This is a genomic window from Rhizobium oryziradicis (assembly GCF_001939045.1).
Lineage (GTDB): Bacteria > Pseudomonadota > Alphaproteobacteria > Rhizobiales > Rhizobiaceae > Allorhizobium > Allorhizobium oryziradicis.
On sequence record NZ_MKIM01000019.1, the window covers coordinates 54,353 to 71,899 of the forward strand.

Annotated in this window: 15 protein-coding genes; 3 read left to right on the plus strand and 12 right to left on the minus strand. The window is 56.2% G+C overall.

Translation table 11 applies throughout. The annotated features are described in order from the left end of the window. Nucleotides 1–8: 8 nt before the first annotated feature. Both BJF95_RS01445 and BJF95_RS01450 read left to right on the plus strand, forming a co-directional pair. Nucleotides 9–2,714 (plus strand): sensor histidine kinase, encoded by a 2,706-nt coding sequence (locus BJF95_RS01445; RefSeq protein WP_075637669.1) that lies wholly within the window; start codon nt 9–11, stop codon nt 2,712–2,714. Continuing rightward, entirely contained in the window at nt 2,711–3,412 is a 702-nt protein-coding gene (locus BJF95_RS01450) for a response regulator (RefSeq protein WP_075637670.1), read from the plus strand. Before BJF95_RS01445 ends, BJF95_RS01450 begins: the two co-directional genes overlap by 4 nt. A gap of 82 nt (nt 3,413–3,494) precedes the next feature. Here the strand turns inward: BJF95_RS01450 and BJF95_RS01455 are convergent, their stop codons facing one another. From BJF95_RS01455 to BJF95_RS01475, 5 genes are all read right to left on the minus strand, one after another. Continuing rightward, nucleotides 3,495–4,400: an ABC transporter permease gene (locus BJF95_RS01455; protein ID WP_083638642.1), complete on the minus strand. Its 906-nt coding sequence runs from the start codon at nt 4,398–4,400 to the stop codon at nt 3,495–3,497. Between the two features lie 11 nt (nt 4,401–4,411). Continuing rightward, nucleotides 4,412–5,350 carry an ABC transporter permease gene (locus tag BJF95_RS01460; RefSeq protein WP_075637671.1) on the minus strand — a complete coding sequence of 313 codons (939 nt, stop codon included), beginning with the start codon at nt 5,348–5,350 and terminating at the stop codon, nt 4,412–4,414. Then, nucleotides 5,350–6,393: an ABC transporter ATP-binding protein gene (locus BJF95_RS01465; RefSeq protein ID WP_075637672.1), complete on the minus strand. Its 1,044-nt coding sequence runs from the start codon at nt 6,391–6,393 to the stop codon at nt 5,350–5,352. The genes BJF95_RS01460 and BJF95_RS01465 overlap by 1 nt, the downstream gene beginning before the upstream one ends. Beyond that, a complete protein-coding gene (locus tag BJF95_RS01470) occupies nt 6,390–7,487 on the minus strand; it encodes an ABC transporter ATP-binding protein (protein WP_083638643.1) in 1,098 nt (365 codons plus the stop codon). The genes BJF95_RS01465 and BJF95_RS01470 overlap by 4 nt, the downstream gene beginning before the upstream one ends. 72 nt (nt 7,488–7,559) lie before the next feature. Then, entirely contained in the window at nt 7,560–9,140 is a 1,581-nt protein-coding gene (locus BJF95_RS01475) for an ABC transporter substrate-binding protein (protein ID WP_245297207.1), read from the minus strand. A gap of 370 nt (nt 9,141–9,510) precedes the next feature. Here BJF95_RS01475 and BJF95_RS01480 point away from each other — a divergent pair, with 370 nt between their 5' ends. Continuing rightward, entirely contained in the window at nt 9,511–10,332 is an 822-nt protein-coding gene (locus BJF95_RS01480) for a sugar phosphate isomerase/epimerase family protein (protein ID WP_075637673.1), read from the plus strand. Nucleotides 10,333–10,396: 64 nt separating this feature from the next. On the opposite strand, the gene BJF95_RS01485 is transcribed toward BJF95_RS01480, so the two are convergent. The 7 genes from BJF95_RS01485 to BJF95_RS01515 all read right to left on the minus strand — a co-directional run bounded on the left by BJF95_RS01485 (nt 10,397) and on the right by BJF95_RS01515 (nt 17,368). Beyond that, nucleotides 10,397–11,167 (minus strand): ABC transporter ATP-binding protein, encoded by a 771-nt coding sequence (locus BJF95_RS01485; protein ID WP_075637674.1) that lies wholly within the window; start codon nt 11,165–11,167, stop codon nt 10,397–10,399. A gap of 2 nt (nt 11,168–11,169) precedes the next feature. Then, on the minus strand, nt 11,170–12,183 hold the full coding sequence (locus BJF95_RS01490; RefSeq protein WP_083638653.1) for an ABC transporter substrate-binding protein: 1,014 nt from the start codon (nt 12,181–12,183) through the stop codon (nt 11,170–11,172). Between the two features lie 49 nt (nt 12,184–12,232). Continuing rightward, nucleotides 12,233–13,078 (minus strand): ABC transporter permease, encoded by an 846-nt coding sequence (locus BJF95_RS01495; RefSeq protein WP_075637675.1) that lies wholly within the window; start codon nt 13,076–13,078, stop codon nt 12,233–12,235. Nucleotides 13,079–13,104: 26 nt separating this feature from the next. Then, nucleotides 13,105–14,457, minus strand: a complete 1,353-nt coding sequence (locus BJF95_RS01500; protein ID WP_075637676.1) for an LLM class flavin-dependent oxidoreductase — start codon at nt 14,455–14,457, stop codon at nt 13,105–13,107. A 34-nt stretch (nt 14,458–14,491) separates the two neighbouring features. Further along, nucleotides 14,492–15,106: an FMN reductase gene (gene msuE / locus BJF95_RS01505; protein ID WP_075637677.1), complete on the minus strand. Its 615-nt coding sequence runs from the start codon at nt 15,104–15,106 to the stop codon at nt 14,492–14,494. A 334-nt stretch (nt 15,107–15,440) separates the two neighbouring features. Further along, on the minus strand, nt 15,441–15,905 hold the full coding sequence (locus BJF95_RS01510) for an Lrp/AsnC family transcriptional regulator (RefSeq protein ID WP_075637678.1): 465 nt from the start codon (nt 15,903–15,905) through the stop codon (nt 15,441–15,443). Nucleotides 15,906–16,231: 326 nt separating this feature from the next. Next, complete coding sequence (locus BJF95_RS01515) at nt 16,232–17,368, minus strand: ROK family transcriptional regulator (RefSeq protein ID WP_245297208.1); 1,137 nt, start codon at nt 17,366–17,368, stop codon at nt 16,232–16,234. Between the last annotated feature and the right edge of the window lie 179 nt (nt 17,369–17,547).

Below are 17,547 nucleotides of genomic sequence, written 5' to 3' on the forward strand. Positions count from 1 at the left end.
TCAAGCGCATGGCTGCAAGCAGTCAAGACCCGGACAAGCGTCCCGACCCGGATGCTTTGCTGACCCTGGCGGAGAAAGACCGCCGGGGTAAACTCACTGTTTTCCTGGGGGCTGCCCCGGGTGTCGGCAAAACCTATGCCATGCTGTCGCGCGCGCGGCGCTTGCATGAGGATGGTGTCGATATTGTTGTGGGTCTGGTGGAAACCCATGGCCGCTCGGAGACCGCTGATCTTCTCAAGGGCCTTCCGATTTTGCCACGGCAACCGGTCAATTATCGTGGCCGCGTGCTGGAAGAATTTGATCTGGATGCAGCGCTGATCCGCAAGCCCCGCATTCTGATTGTCGATGAGTTGGCCCACAGCAATCCCGAGGATGCCCGCCATCCCAAGCGCTATCAGGACATTGAAGAACTGATCGAAGCGGGTATTGATGTCTGGACGGCGATCAATATCCAGCATCTCGAAAGCCTCTCGGATCTTGTCACCCAGATCACTGGTGTCACCATCCGTGAGCGGGTGCCCGATACGGTGTTGAACAAGGCCGATGAGGTGCTGCTGGTGGATCTGCCCCCGGCGGAACTGGTGGAGCGCCTGCGGGGTGGCAAAGTCTACCTGCCGGAAAGCGCCACCCGGGCGGTGGATCGCTTCTTTCGCATCGGTAATTTGACGGCCCTGCGCGAGCTGGCCCTGCGCCGCACCGCCGATCGTGTTGATGACCAGATGATCGATTATCTGCGCCAGAATGCCATCGAAGGGCCATGGGCCAGCGGTGAGCGTTTGATTGTCTGTGTCGGCCCGGACCCTTTGTCTGAAAAGGTGGTGCGCACGGCAAGCCGCCTTGCATCCGGCCTGAATGCGTCATGGATCGTTGTGCATGTCGAAATGGTCGATCGCGACGCCGGGCAAGGCGAAGACCAGCAACGGCTGGAACGTACGTTGCAACTGGCCCAACAATTGGGTGCCGATCTTCGCCGCGTGACCGGGAGTGATTTCACCGAGGAACTGATCAAACTCGTGCGGCGCGAACACGCCACCCAGATTGTCATTGGCACATCGCAAAAGCGCCCCTGGTATTCCCTCCGACGCCGCACGCTGCCCGATGCGCTGGCAAAGCGCTCGCCGGGCGTTGCCATCCATCTGGTGCCGCCCGATCAGGATGAGAAAAAGCGCCCATTCATTTTCAAGCCAATCGAATTGTCCAATGCACCGCGCTCATTGCTGGTGGCGGCGGGCTTTGTTGGTGGTGCCACCGCTCTTGGTGTTGCAATCGACAGCTTTGTTCATCTGCCCAATCTGTCGATTATCTTTCTGCTGGCCGTGTTATCGGCGGCAAGCTATGGCGGCCTGTTGTCAGCGCTGGTTGCGGCTGGCCTGTCCACATTGGCCTATAATTTCTTTTTCATTGTGCCGCGCTATACGTTCACGGTTGCCGAACCCTATGAAGTGTTTGCACTGTTTGCCTATCTTGGGGCCGCAGTCTTGGCGGGCAGCTTAGCGGCACGCATTCGTGAACAGGCTGCCACAGCCCGTGTGCGCACCATCGCCATGCAGGCGCTCTATGATTTTTCCCGTAAACTTTCCGGCACCGTCAAATCAGACGAGGTGCTCTGGGCCGCTGTGACCCAATTGCAGGCCAGTGTCAAAGGCAACGCCATTTTGCTTTTGCCGCAAGACGGTGATCTCAAAACGCAAGCGGCATGGCCGCCCGATACCGAGCCGGGAGTAACCGACATCACCGCCGCACGCTGGGCCTATGAAAAGCAGGAACCAGCGGGCAAAGGAACGGGCACCCTTCCCAACAGCCGCTTTCACTTCAGGCCCTTGATGACACCCCACGGCGCCGTTGGGGTTTGCGGCATAGAGCAAGGCGACACTGCGCTGGATGCGGCGGGAGAAAAGGCATTTTCGGCCATTCTGGATCAGACCGCCATTGCCATTGACCGGGCACGCCTGTCCAAAACCAGCATTGAGCAGGCCGCAAGACTGGAAGGGGAGCGCTACCGTGATGCGCTGCTGTCGTCGATCTCGCATGATTTGCGTACACCGCTTGCCACCATCACCGGGGCCGTGAGCAGCCTGCGCACCTTTGGCGACAAGATGGATGCGGAAAGCCGCGACGATCTGCTGCAATCGATCGAGCAAGAAAGTGAACGTCTTTCACGTTTTGTCGCCAATCTCCTCGACATGAGCCGCATTGAAGCGGGAATGTTGCGCCTTAAATGCGATTGGGTGGATGTGGCAGATGTTGTGCGAGCCTCCACGGATCGGGCGCGCAAATATTTTCCGGGACGGGTGATTGAGACGGGCATCGCCCCCGACCTGCCATTGATCGAGACGGACAGTGTTCTTTTGGGGCAGGTGTTGTTCAATCTTCTCGACAATGCAGTCAAATACGGCGGAACCGAGCCGATCAACGTCTATGCCCGGCGCGATGGCAATGAGGTGCTGATTTCTGTCACAGACCTTGGTAAAGGTATTCCTGTGGAAGAGCTTGAGCAGGTTTTTGAGAAATTCTACCGCCGTGGCAAAGCGGATGGCCGCGCACCGGGAACAGGGCTTGGCCTTTCGATTGCGCGGGGTTTTGTCACCGCCATGGGCGGGACAATCAAAGCGGAAAGCCCCGCTTTGAAAAAGAGAGGCACGAGAATTGTGATGCGGTTTCCGATCAAAGAGATGCCGGGCAGGGACATGCCCTGTAGAGAGGACGCACCATGAGCCTCGATCGGGTTTTGGTGGTGGATGACGAGCCGCAGATCCAGCGCTTTTTGCGCCCGGCGCTGACGGCCGCCGGCTACCATGTGATTGAGGCTGGCAACGGCGCTGAAGCCCTGAAAGCGGCCGCCACCACTGCTCCTGATGTGATGATCCTTGATCTGGGCCTGCCCGACATGGACGGCAAAGAGGTGATTGCCAGCGTGCGCGGCTGGTCGGAAATCCCGATCATCATCCTCTCGGCCCGCGACCGGGAAAGCGAAAAAATCGCAGCCCTCGACCTTGGCGCGGATGATTATATCGAAAAGCCCTTTGGAATTGGCGAATTGACAGCGCGCATTCGCACCGCCCTTCGCCGAAAAAACCGTGAAAGCGCCGTTGCGACACTTTTGAACGTCGATGGTCTGACCATCGACACTGTGCGCCGATTGGTGGCACGAGACGCAAAACCCATCAAACTGACACCGAAGGAATATGACCTTCTGGTGCTCTTGGCACGCTACTCAGGCCGGGTGGTCACCCACAAAACACTGCTCACCTCCGTTTGGGGCCCCGCCCACGGCGATGACCTTCATTATTTGCGGGTGTTTATTGGCCAGCTGCGCCAAAAGATCGAGAGAGACCCAACGCAGCCAACCATTATTTGCACAGAAGCCGGTGTCGGCTATCGCTTTATGGGCGACGACAAAGAGACTGTTTAGCAGATCTACAGTTTGTCAGGGAAAAGTGGATGGAATCCGGTTTTCCCGAATAGACAAACGAAAACAAGGAAAGCGACAGGCTTCAGTTCAATGTTGGGTCAAATTTATCGCGCAACCAATCGCCAATGAGCGAAATACTGAGCGTGGACACAACAATAATCGCCGCCGGTGCCAACATGATCCATGGAGCAGACTGGATATAATCACGCCCATAGCCCACCATGGCACCCAGACTGGTCTGCGGTGGCTGCACGCCCAGTCCCAAAAAGGAAAGGCCGGATTCCAGCAAGATCACTTCCGGAAAATTCAGCGTCATGGACACCAGCAGAGTCGAGGCGATGTTGGGCAATATGTGGCGGCCATAGACCCGTGCCGGTGATGCCCCCAGATCGCGCACGGCTGCCGCATAGCCTTGGTCTTGCGCCGAGATAGCCAGGCCACGGGCAATGCGGGCAATGCGCTCCCAGCCATAAAAGCCCAGCAGAATGGTAAACAGCGGCAGAGAATTGCCCAGAAAGGCCAGAACTGCCAGCGCAATGATCATAAAGGGCATGGCGGCTTGCGCATCGATCACCATCAAGATCATCTGCTCGGCGCGACCGCGCAGGTAGGCCGCCAGAAATCCAAGCGTCACCCCGACCGTTGCCGAGACCAGAGTTGCCAAAAACGCAATGGTGAGACTGATGCGAATGGAGGCAATCAACCGCGAGAGCACATCCCGGCCAAGCTCGTCGGTTCCCAAGGCATGCGCAAAGCTGCCTGCCATAAAGAATGGCTCACTCAAACGTGCGCGCAAATCCATCGCCATATAGCTCTGGGGGGCAACAAGATTGCCAAACGCGATCAAAAAAAGCATCAAGGCAATCCAGGCAAAGGCCAGCAGAATGGTGGGTGGCCATGCCTTGAAAAAGGCTTTGACTTTTGATTTCGCCGTAAAAACAGATGCAGAAGGCAGCGGTGCCTGTTTGTGATTTTGTACAATGGCCATCAGACTCTCCTTCAGGATTTAACACGGACTCGTTGGCTGACACGAAGGCGGGGGTCGAGAAGGCCATACATCAGATCCACCATCAGATTGGCGAAGACCATGGCAAAGCCAATCAGGATGAGAATGACCTGCACGACGGCGAGGTCACGACTGGCAACAGAGCCAACCAGAAGACGGCCAATACCGGGCCAAGAAAATATGCTCTCGACCACCACGGCACCGGCCACCAGAGAGCCGAGCATGAAACCGATAATGGTCAGCGTGGGAATGGCGGCATTGGGGAGAGCGTGGTTGATGACCACTTTGTGCCACGGCACACCCTTTGCCGACGCGGTGCGGATATAGGGCTGGCCGAGCACTTCCAGCATGGCGGAACGGGTAAAACGGGCAATCACGGCTGCACCAATCAAGCCGAGCGTCACAATCGGCAAAATCGCACTTTGCCAGCTGTCCGAGCCGCCGGATGGCAAAAGGCGCCATTTGACCGCAAAAATCAATGCCAGCACCAGCCCCATGACAAAGCTCGGCACTGTGAACCCGGCAACGGAAAGCGTCATGATGGCGCGATCAATCCAGCTGTTGTGGTTCAGGGCGGCAATAATGCCAGCAAGCAGACCGATGATCAGGTTGAAAAGCAAAGCCGGAACCGTCAAGGCCAGAGTGAGCGGCACAGCCTGCATCACCAGCTCAAGCGCCGGTCTGCCATCACGCATGGATCGGCCGAGATCGCCTTGCAAAATCGCATGAAAATAGCTGAGATATTGCAGGGGCAAAGGCTGATCGAGGCCCCAGCTATGGCGAAACACGGCATAGGCTTCAGGCGGCGCATCCGGCCCGAGGATGATCACGGCAGGATCGCCTGTGAGGCGTAAAATGATGAAAGCGAAGGTGATGATCAGCACAACTGTGATCAGCGCACGGCCAAGTCTTGAGGCAAGATAAAGCAACATCAGACGCTCTCCAGGGTGGTTTGCTTGCGCGCAAGGTTGGGGGCAGGGCGAAGTGCGCTGCCGCCTGCGGTGTGAACCAGATGGCAGGCCGCAGCGCGGCCAGCGTCTCGCACAAGCTGCGGCACCTCCTTGCGGCAATTGGCAACAGCCACTGGACAGCGCGGGTGAAAGGCGCAGCCTGTGGGAATATTCACCGGGTTTGGCGGATCGCCCGATAAAACAATACGCTCACGGCGCGTTGTGCCACGCGGACTGGGTGCTGCCGACACCAGAGCCTGGGTGTAAGGGTGCAGGGGATTGTGAAACACCTCTTCAGGAAGGCCTTCTTCCACAATCTTGCCGAGATACATCACCGCCACCCGGTCGGCCATTTGGCGCACCACTTTCAGATCATGGCTGATAAACAGAGCAGCAAAGCCTGTTTTTTGCCGCAGATCATCCAGCAGGTTGAGCACCTGTGCCTGAATGGACACATCCAGTGCCGACACAGGCTCATCGCAGACCAGCAGGCTGGGGTCGAGGGCCAGCGCACGGGCAATCACCACACGCTGGCGCTGTCCGCCGGAGAGTTCGTGCGGGAAGTTTGTGGCCTGATCGGCACGCAAGCCGACAGAGCGCATCAGTGCTGCCGCACGCTCCAGCCGCTCGGCTTTGGGCATATCCTTGCGATGAATATCGAAGGGTTCGGCAATCTGGTTAAGGATCGGCAAACGCCGATCAAGCGCGCCCAGCGGATCTTGGTAGATCATTTGCATGCGTGCCCGCAGACGCCGCCACTCAGGCCCACGATCCACCGGCACGGGCACACCCTCAAACCGCACTTCGCCCGAATTTGGCGCAAGCTGACCAAGCGCAAGCCGGGCGGTGGTGGATTTGCCACAGCCAGATTCACCCACCAGCGCCAGAACCTCGCCCCGGTTGAGGTGAAAGCTGACACCATTGACCGCCTTCAGCGTAGCGGACTGGCCCCAAAGCCCGCCGGGCAGGCGAAGGGCGTAATGCAGGGTGATGTTATCGGCAACAAGAAGAGGCTGATCGCTCATGCCTTGGCTCCTTCCGACGACATCGTGCTTGGCACTTTCATCTCGACATGGTGACGAAGAACGATACTCGCTGCGTGATCTGCTCGCGCTTCGCATTGCCGACAGGCGGCAAAATGCGCGCTTGAGCCTTGCAGTGCCAAAAGCTCTGGCGCGCCGTCGTGGCACATATCCTCCACATAACCGCATCGATCCGAGAATGAGCACCCCGCTGGCAGCGCTTGCGGGGAGGGCACAGCGCCCGGAATCGCCATCAAGCGGCGGCGCGGACCTTCCAACTCCGGCAGCGCGGCCAGCAGGCCCTGTGTATAAGGGTGGGCCGGATTTTCAAACAAGCTTGATGCCGGTGCCTCCTCGACCACGCGACCCGCATACATCACCGCCACACGATCGGCCATATCGGCAATCACGCCCAGATCATGAGAAATCAGCGCCAGCGCCATGCCCGTATCAGCCTGAAGATCGCGCAGCAGATCCAGAATCTGCGCTTGAATGGTGGCATCAAGGGCGGTGGTGGGCTCATCGGCAATCAACAGGTCTGGCTCACCTGCCAGCGCCATCGCAATCATCACACGCTGGTTCATACCGCCGGAGAGTTCATGGGGATATTCGTTCAAACGTTGCGCGGCATTGGACATGCCAACCCGATCCAGCAATCGTCTTGCCTCCTCGCGCGCGCTAGTGCCAGACAGACCGCGATGAAGCGCCAAAGCCTCGCAAATCTGCCGCCCGATGCGGTGAACCGGGTTGAGCGCGCTGGCAGGGTCTTGAAAAATAAGTGCTATGCGCCCGCCGCGAATGGCATTCAGGGGGGATGCGGCCATGCCGATCAGCTCTTGCCCGTCAAAGATGGCAGAACCTGATATTTTTGCGCGACGCCCCAAAAGTCCCAGAACGGCCAGCCAGGTGATGGACTTTCCACAGCCGGATTCGCCAACGACCCCGAGCGTTTCACCCCGCTGAATGGTTAAATCAACACTGTGCAAAGCGCGCACATAGCGTTTGCCAATATCGAAATCGACACTCAAGCCTTTGACACACATCAGCGGGGCGCTCACCGCCAAGGATGTCTGTTTCTGCGGCAATAGGGAAGCCATCGCACATCTCCGGTAAAGGTAAAAAAGCGCCGGGGCGCTGGTGTCCAGCGCCCCGGTCGGTGTGATGTCGGATCAGTTTGCAGGTTTGATGCTGAAGTTTTCAGCCCGGAAATCCATCGACTGGAGGGGCGACCACTTCCATGCAATGTCCTTGCGCTTGCCGTAAAAAATCGCATTCTGATAGAGCACGGTATAGGCCGGATCTTCTCTTTCGGCGATTTCAAGCATGCGTTTGAAGGCTGCCTTGCGATCATCATGGTTCATCGAGGTTTCCAGCACGGTGCAGAGCTTGTTGAACTCGGCATTTGTCCACTCGCCGGACTGCTGCTGGCCGCCATTTTGGCAATGCTGGCTGACAATCGACGCGACCGGATCAGGATAAGAGGCCGAGTTGGACCAATCGCGAATGGCGCGATTGTTGGTCGGGTCCATGATCTGCGCCCAGTTTTCCTTCATCTGGAAATCGATGTTCAGGCCGATCTGGCGAAAGCTTTCGGCATTGATCTGCGCCGTGGCCACCTGATTGGTATAGTAATTGTTGAGAACCCGCATGACGATCGGCTCGCCTTTATAGCCTGCTTCCTTCAGCAGCTTTTTGGCCAGATCGAGATCATAGGCAGGTGGTGTCCAGCCCTTGACGAACATGTCGCCATAGTAATCCCATTGCAAACCAGCAGGTACAACGGTGCGGCCACCCCAGAGCTGATCAACAATCATCTGGCGATCAATAGCATGGGTGATGGCCTGACGGATCAGCGGATTTTTCATCACACCATTGTTTTTATCAAACACCATCAGGCGGTGATTGGCGATTGGGCCGCCGGTGACTTCATAGCCCTTTTCTTTTTCAATCAAAGCAATCTGATCGGGTGGCACATCAGTGATAAAATCATACTGCCCAGACAAAAGGCCGTTCACACGACTTGCAACTTCCGGCACCACAACAAAGCGCAGCTTTTTGATGGGCGGACGGGTGCCCCAATAGTCATCAAAGGCTTCCAGTTCCAGAATATTGTGGTCCTGAAACTTTGTAACCTTATAGGGACCGGTGCCCACTGGCATTTGCGCAAGGGCCGTCCAGCTTTTGGCATCGCGATAGGCTTTTTGCGAATAGATTTCAGAACCATAGCTGGCAATGCGATAGAGGAAGGTTGGATCGGGTTGCTTGGCCACGAACCGCACAGTTGAATCATCAACCTTTTCCACATGATCCAGCAGAGGCCAGGATTGAATATAGGCCTTGGCAACTTCCGGCGGCGGCACTTTGCCCTCAACGCCAGTCTGCTTGTTGATAAAGGTGTCTTTGCCATTCTTGGCTGCTTCGATTTGCTCCGGCAGCAGACCAAAACGCTCGGGAGAAAAGGTGAAAACGACGTCATCTGCCGTCATTGTTTCGCCATTGTGAAACTTCACCCCCTGACGAAGCTTCAGCTCAATGGTTTTATCGTCAATCTGCTTCCAGGACGTGGCCAGAAACGGCTTGCGGGGAAGCTTTGGATCTTGCCGATCATAATCAATCAGGCTTTCAAAGATCGAGTAGAAAATGCGAGAGCCAACATTGGAGCGCTCCTTCATGACATCCAGCGCACCGGATGTCACAAGATCCTGCACGGCGATGGTGATTGTCGGCCTATTGTCTTGATCGGCTGCCATAGCAGGGCCGGATACAGCAAGGGTAACAGCTGTTAAAGCTGAAAGCACCCAGCGTCTGACTTGGCGTCTGACATGGAGCCCGAAACCGGGCCTCCCACAGGAATTGGTCATCATGAAACCCTCGGTCCATTATGTGAAAGAGATGGCGGATTTGCTGCAAATGCCACAGGTGCAGCATCACTGCGCGGAACCTGACTCTGATGTGTGACCAATGCATAAAGCTGCGATGACAGCTGCGTGAACCTTCGTTGAAACAATTATGACCCTATGATTTTAGGGGTTTTTGTTCATGCGTTTGTCATCAAGCAAATCTAGCTTCGCGGCTCACACCCCGCATCTATCCCCCACGTCTACTCAGAGAGATGAAACAATGACCGCAGAACTTCCTGTTATCGGTGCTTGCTTGCCTGTGTCCGCCATCGCCCAATACAGAGATTGGCTGTTTGACAGCCAGCGCGATATTGAGCTTCAAAGCTTCCACGAGGCTGAGGTTCTTGAAGGCGACTGGAAACCTGTTGCCGAAGAGGCAAAGCGTCTTTTGGATGGCCATCAGGGCCGCATCGGCATTCACGGCCCGTTTTGGGGCTTCACCATTGACTCGATCGATTTTGAAATTCGCCGCATCGTAGAAAAGCGCATGATGCAGGGTCTGGATGTCTGCGCCGCCGTTAACGCCACGCACATGGTCATCCATTCGCCCTACACCACATGGGGCGAAAACAATATGGACAATGTTGCTGGTACACGCGACAGAATCCTTGAGCTGACCCACGACACATTGGACGCCGTGGTGCGCCGCGCCGAAAACCAGGGCGTTGTGCTGGTGGTTGAAAACATCATGGATGTTGATCCAGCCGATCGCCGTGGCCTGGTGGATAGCTTCAACTCTTCATCGGTCAAGCTCTCTGTTGATACCGGCCATGCCCATTATGCCCATGGCTCAACCGGTGCACCACCAGTGGATTACTTCATTCAGGACGCAGGTGCCGCTCTCGAGCATGTTCACTTGCAGGATGCTGATGGCTACGCAGACCGCCATTGGTCGATCGGCGAGGGCAATATTTTGTGGCCATCGGTTTTCCGCGCCATCTCAAAGCTTGAACAAAAGCCGCGCCTTGTTCTCGAACTGCGCGACAAGAACGACATTCCGGCATCCATGAAATTCATCACAGAAAACGGTCTGGGCCGCTAAAGTATTTCAGGGTCAGATTGAACCAGAGCGATGACAGAGAGGGATGCCCCCTCTGTCATCACGCTCAATGCAATCCAAATTCTCGCAAAAGACCTTCCCGCAGATGAACAAAGCGCGGATCGCTGCGATCTCGGGGCCTTGGCAGATCAACCGGGACCAATCGGATCGCACCACCTTTTTCCTTGGGCAGAATGAGCACCCGATCGGCCAGATAAACGGCCTCCTCAAGGTCGTGCGTCACGGTGATCATGGTCACCTTTTCCTCAGTCCAGATCCGGGTCAATTCCTCCTGCATGGTGATTTTGGTCATGGCATCAAGCGCGCCCAAGGGTTCATCAAGCAGCAGGATTTCAGGCTGCACCGCCAATGCGCGCGCAATTCCGACACGCTGCGCCATGCCGCCCGAAAGCTGCGCGGGCAGCGCTTCGGCAAAATCCCGCAAGCCAACCAGGGTGAGATAGTGGAGCGCCCGTTTTTGAGCGGTGGCGGCATCCAGCCTGCGCATCTCAAGTGGAAAAGACACATTGTCGAGCACTGTTCGCCATGGCAGCAGCCGAGGCTCCTGAAAGATGACCGCCCGTTCATTGCCGATGCCTTGAATGGGCCGTCCGTCTATCAAGACTTCTCCGCCATCGGCATATTCGAGCCCCGCCAGCACCCGCAACAGGGTGGTTTTACCGGAGCCACTGGCACCGACAATGGCAAGGCTCTCACCGGCGTGAATGTCGAGATCGAAGGCCTTGAGCACATTCAAATCGCGGCCATTGATTGAAAAGGATTTGGAGAGATCACGGATTGTGACTGTTCCGCGCTCAAAACTGGTCATCGCGTTCATGTTCAACCTCCGTTGTTGGCGGCAGCGTCTTCGGCTGGCAGCAAGAGGATGTTGGCGGCCTTGAGCTGGCCTTTGGCAAGTTTGCCTTCGCGCTCAAACACATCAATCCAGAATTGCAAGTCATGCTCAACGGCACGGCCGCCGGGACGCACACCGTAGCCCGCGAAGTACTGGGCCGTATCCGGGTTTTCACCGCGCTGCTGTAGGGCGCGCGCAAGCACTTTTTTGGTTTCCTCTGGATGCTCACGGGCATAATCCAGCGCCTGAGCTGATTTTTCAACGAAAAGTCGGGCGGTGTCCGGATGTTTGTTGACCCAATCGCGGCGCAACACCACGAAGCCACCGGCGATATCGCCTAGCACATCGGTGTCATCAAAAACCTTGCGCAAACCACCCTTGGCACGGGCGGCCCCCTCAAATGTTGTCTGCCAATAGCCAAATGCGGAGACATCGACCTGGCCAGAGCGCAGCACCTGTTCGAGTTGCGGGCCCGGCACAACAACAAGCTTTGCCGCATTTTCGGGCAAGCCCACTGAATGGAGTGCCTCGCGAATGGTGTAATCCAGATGGGCGCCAAGCGTGTTCACCGCAATGGTTTTCCCCGCAATGTCCTTGATGGACCGGATTGGGCTGCCGTCGAGGGCATAAAAGATGCTTTGGACTTGGTCGTTAATGCCGTTGCTTGGATAGGCCGCGACAAAATCATTGCCGCCGGCGATGGAATTGAGCACGGCGGAGGTCGCAGCGCTGCCGATATCGACGCTGCCTGAAGCCAGTGCGAACAGAGATTCAGGCCCGCCCGACGCATAGCCGATATTTTTAATGGTGATGCCTGTTCCTTCAAAGAAGCCCAGTTCCTGCGCAAGTTCGTGGGCCGAAAGACCTCCGGCACTGGCCAGAAAGCGCAGCGTCACCGGTTCAGGCGATTGGGCAAACACCGCCTCAACGGGAGGAAGAAGATAGAGACCTGCCGCGAAGAGAGCGAGGTGATTGAGTGTTCTGCGTGTGATGGTCATGGTTCGTCTTTCTGGAAAATAGGGTGAGGTGCCAGCTGAATGGGCAAGGTCAATGGGCCGCTTCATTCCACCGGCACAGCCGCCGCTGAAGCCGCTCGAGCACGGCATTTGCCAAAAGCCCAAGAATGGCGAGCAGCAGGATTGATGCAAACATCAAGGGAACTTGAAAATTGTATTGAGCGCTCATGACGCGAAAGCCAATTCCGCTATTGGCACCAATCATTTCTGCGGCGATGAGCAGCAACAGAGATGTTGTGGCACTCAGGCGAAGCCCCACGAAAATGGCAGGAACAGCGCCCGGCAAAACAATGCGCCGGAAAATATCCAAACGGCTTGCGCCATAGACGCGCGCCATCTCGATCAGCTTCACGTCCGTTTGCTTCACAGCGCCAATGGTTGCCAGCAGGATGGGAAAGAGTGTCGCCCAGAAGATAACGAACACTTTGGATGTCTCGCCGAGACCAAATAGCAAGATAAAAACCGGATAAAGTGCTAGCGCTGACGTTTGGCGAAAAAGCTGAAGAATGGGATCAAGACTTCTCTCGACGGCTTTGATCTGGCCCATAAAAAGACCGAGAGGAATACCCACAAGCACGGCGCTGCCAAAGGCAAGACCCGCACGTTGCAGGCTCACTGCAACATCGCCAAGCAGCAGTCCGTTGGCAAGACCATTCCACAGCGCAATCAGAATGGTATCAAGCGGCGGGAAGACGGCAGGGTTGACCCACCCCTGCTTGCTGGCCAGTTGCCAAAGCACCAGAAAGGCGGCGAGCAAGCCGTAACGTGACAGCAGGTGCCTGGCTATCCCTTCCGCCCGGCGGGCGTGATCCACCGGCTGTTGAACGTTGCGTCTTGCGGTAAAGCTTACGCGGTCGTCGAGATTGAACAGCGTCATGACATCTCCTTTCCTCACGTGATTGATTATTCAGCGGCGGCAAGATGTGCGGCACGCGCGGCCCAGCGGTTCTGTGGAAAGGGCAAGCCCAGATTTTCCCGCAGCGTTCGGCCTTCATAAGCGGTGCGAAACAGGCCGCGCCGCTGAAGCTCAGGCACCACCAGATCAATGAAGTCATCAAGGCCGGTTGGCAGCCAGGGTGGTAGAATGTTGAAACCATCCGCACCCTCGTTTTCGAACCACTCCTGCAATGTGTCGGCCACCTGCACCGCGGAGCCGATGATGGTGAAATGCCCGCGCGCTGACGCGACCCATTGATAGAGCTGACGAATGGTAAAATTATTCTCGTCGGCAATCTGCCGGATCAACGCTTGCCTGCTCTTCATCCCCTCAGTCGGCGGGGCGGGCGGCAGCGGTCCGTCCAGATCGTAACCCGTCAGGTCCAGCGTGCCGCCCGTCAGGCCGTTGAGAAGAGAAACCCCGTCTTTTTCCAAAATCAGACTGGTGAGGCGCTCATATTTCTCGCGCGCTTCCTCCTCGGTTCGGCCAACAAATGGCGAAACGCCGGGCATGATGAGAATATGGTTCGGGTCTCTGCCATGGCCAACAGCGCGGGCTTTAATGTCGCGATAAAACTCCTGCGCGGTGTGCAGATGCTGATGGGCGGTGAAAACCACCTCGGCCGTCGCGGCCGCAAGGTTGCGCCCATCATCGGATTGTCCAGCCTGCACAACAATGGGATGCCCCTGCGGTGAGCGCGGCACATTGAGCGGGCCTTCGACCTTGAAATGCGCACCGTGATGGTTTGTCCTGTGGAGCTTCGTTCTATCAAAAAACTCACCGCTTTCCTTGTCGCGGATGAAGACATCGTCCTCGAAACTGTCCCAGAGCGCCTTTACCACCTCGATATGTTCCTGCGCTCGGGCATAGCGAAACGCATGAGGATGCTGGCGATCAAGGTTAAAGTTGCGCGCAGCCGCCTCGGTGGCAGTGGTGACGACATTCCAGCCAGCGCGTCCGCCCGAAATCAGATCGAGCGAGGCGAATTTCCGGGCGGTGTTGTAGGGCTCCTCATAGGTGGTTGAAGCCGTAGCAATAAAGCCCAGATGGCGCGTCAGCGGTGCCAGCGCCGCAAACAGCGTGACCGGCTCAAATCCGGCAATCCTTGCGCTGCCACCCTCGGAGGTGCCACCGAATGACGTTGCAAGACCATCGGCCAGAAAATAGGCGTCGAACAGGCCGCGCTCGGCGGTGAGCGCGAGTTGCTTGTGGAACTCGAAATTGGTTGCCCCATCCGCAGGCTGATCAGGGTGGCGCCACGAGGCGATGTGCTGGCCACCACCGGGAAGGAAAGCGCCGAGTCGGATCTTGCGTGTCATTGAAATGCTCCTCAGTTCAGAAAATGATGCGTCGTCAGATGCGCTGGCCGATGGCACTGTTGCCGGCGACGCTCACGGGCCTTGCCAGATTGACAACATTGTCAAATGCACGATGGCGCTGGGCAAGATGCGGCTCGAGCTGCTCAACGGCGCGATTGATCCTGTCTATCAGGCGGGGTGATACCGGCTGGCCATTCACGAAATCGACCTCGGAGGCGTAAATACCGATTGGCAGCGTCAACGCTTCAAAGAAGCCAAACAAGGGGCGGAGCTGGTGCTCAATGACCAGCGCGTGCTTTTCGCCACCGCCCGTGGCTACCAGAAGAATCGGCTTGCCAGCAAGTGCTGCAGGATCAATAAGGTCAAATAGATGTTTGAAGAGACCGGGATAGCTGCCCTTGTAAACGGGAGCGGCAATGATGAGCGTTCTCGCATTGAGAATATTGTCAACGATGTCACGAGATACGCCCGTAAGCCCATCGATCGAGCGGGCATTGCCGAGATCGGGTCCAAACTGGGAAAGATCAATCACCTTGGACGTAACATCGAAATGTTCAACGGCGCGCGCTACAATATCCTCAACCAGAGCGCGGGTTTTGGAAGGAACGCTGAAGCTGCCAGCAAGGCCGACGACATCGGGAAAAGTCATGGACGTGATCTCCTTTAATCCACAATATCCATAGACTAAATTCAAATGCGCCCTGCAGTCTATTCCATATTCCAGTGCCAAAAGAGACGATCTGTTCTGAAAGCCAGGGCCGAAAGAGGCAAATCTTTTTGCCCAAACCGTGGGCTCGGGCTGGCATATCCCAAAATCTGTGCGCCCTGCATGGCACACAGATTTTCGTTTTAACGCGTTGTCTTGTTTGGATAATGTTGACCTAAAGTGGTTTCCGGCTTCAGGAAATTTGCAATCGCCTTATCGCGCGTCCATGTCATTCGACATCAACGGGGAGGGTGGCCCCAGCGTTGGGGGCTTTCATCTAACGGGTCGTCGTATCGACAGGATAGGCCGTGGTGAACTTGATGCGTTCCATGGAAAAATGGGACGTCACGTTTTTGAGGCTGACTGTTTCTGTCAGGCGACGATACAACGTATCAAAAGCCGCCATGCCAGACACGGCGATCCTCAACATATAATCAACCTCACCCGCCATGCGGTAAACCTCCATGACTTCCGGCATGGATGAAATAGCGGCGGCAAACGAGTCGCGCCATGCGGGACTGTGATCCGCGGCTTCAATGGCCACGAAAACCGTCAATCCCAGCCCGATCCGCTCAGGCGCAACCAAAGCGACGCGCTGAAGGATGATCCCCTCCTGCTCAAGCTTCTGTATGCGCTTCCAGCAGGGTGTTGGCGAGAGGTTCACCCGCTCGGCGATCTGCGCGACAGACAAGGTGGCGTCTTGCTGGAGTTCGGCGACAATCTTCCGGTCGATCAAATCCATGGGCCTATCCGTTCATGATCGTTACGTTTGCAATGAAATTGCGTAAATCATGGACACAAAAGTCTACAAGGTAAATAGACTAATTAGCTTCATAAACCTTTTCAGAGAAAGGATTTTGCGCGACAACCCACATCCGCACAAAATTTTATGCCCATCAAGCCCGGTAAAGCACACGATCATTGTGCATGCCATTTACACCGAGATTTCAACCATCTTCACGAAAACATTGCATCAGCCGCACAGGTAGGTGCCAGCCGAATAGCCCATCTTTTCGCCTAGAGTCTGTCTCTTCGGGAAAACCGGATTTCACTTTTCCCTGACAAACGCTAGCTCCTCTCCAGCTTGAAAAACAACGCATCAAGCGGCAGCATGGCAGCCCCAGCCGCTGACGGATCGACATTCGCCTCAGACAGAATAAGCTTCGGCTGCGGGGGTGGAGTGTTGTAGCGGTGGTTGTTCCACAATGTGGTGCGCTCTATCAACATTCGGCCCAATTCCGGCGGAATCTGGCCGCCGTAAACAATGGCCTCTGGATCCAAAAGGCCGGTGAGCGTGTTGACGGCCCGATCAAGCTGGGGAATGGTGCGTTCTATCCATTCTTCAACCCCCGGCCAATTCGGGTCAAATCGGTCGCGAAGATCATTGACAGTATCAATGGCAATGCCGCGTTTGCGCAATTCTTCAATCAGATAGCGCAGCGCAGGGCGCTTTTCCGACTCCTCGCCCGGCGTATAAATCCGCACTTCGCCTGCATTTCCATGGGCACCAAAATAGGCTTTGCCATCAATGACAATGCCGGTGCCAAAGCCATAGTTGAACGAAATATACACGAATGTTTTCGCCCACAGTCCGGCACCGCGCATTTTCTCACCAATCGCGCCGGTGGTTGCGTTGTTCTCAATCCAGATCGGCTTTTCAAAAAACGCCTCCAGCTCCGGCTCGAGATTAACCAATGACCAATCCCGCATCGGCTCAGGCGCATTGATCCCGCCGCCAGAGACGAAAAAGCCTGATAGCGCAAATCCGATCCCGACAATCTTGTCCATGGGCACGGCGTTGCGCTTTACCATTCTTTGCAATGCATCGCGTATTTCCAGCAGCGCGGTTTTGCGATGCAGCGAGGGCTGGCCAAGAACCAATTGCTCAACCGTATGGCAGGCCAAATCGACAAGGCAGATGGTGATGGTATCCGTGTTGACGGAGATGCCTACCGAATAGGCCGCTTCGCGTTGCAGCTCCAGCGAGGCACTAGGTTGGCCCCGTCCACGCCGCACCGTCTCACCCGTGCGCACAAATCCGCGCTGAACCAGTCCTTCCACAAGCCGATGAACAGATTGCTGGGCCAGATCAACATGGGTTGTCACATCGGCCCGAACGACCGGCCCATGACGACGGATAACGTCCAACACCCAGCGCTCGCTGAAGCTCAAAAGGGGATGTTTCGAAGAGGGACTGCTGTTCACCAAGAGAATTCCATTATTACCATGAATGCGCAGAAACCCCGAGTGATGCGTGATTTATCGATTCTACTTATAGGGGCCTTGCCGACATATTCCAGAACATTTGTCGTATTTCAGCAAAATGGGCGAGATTATCACCGATTTTCCCGTTGCATCTTGTCATAAAAATATTACACATTATG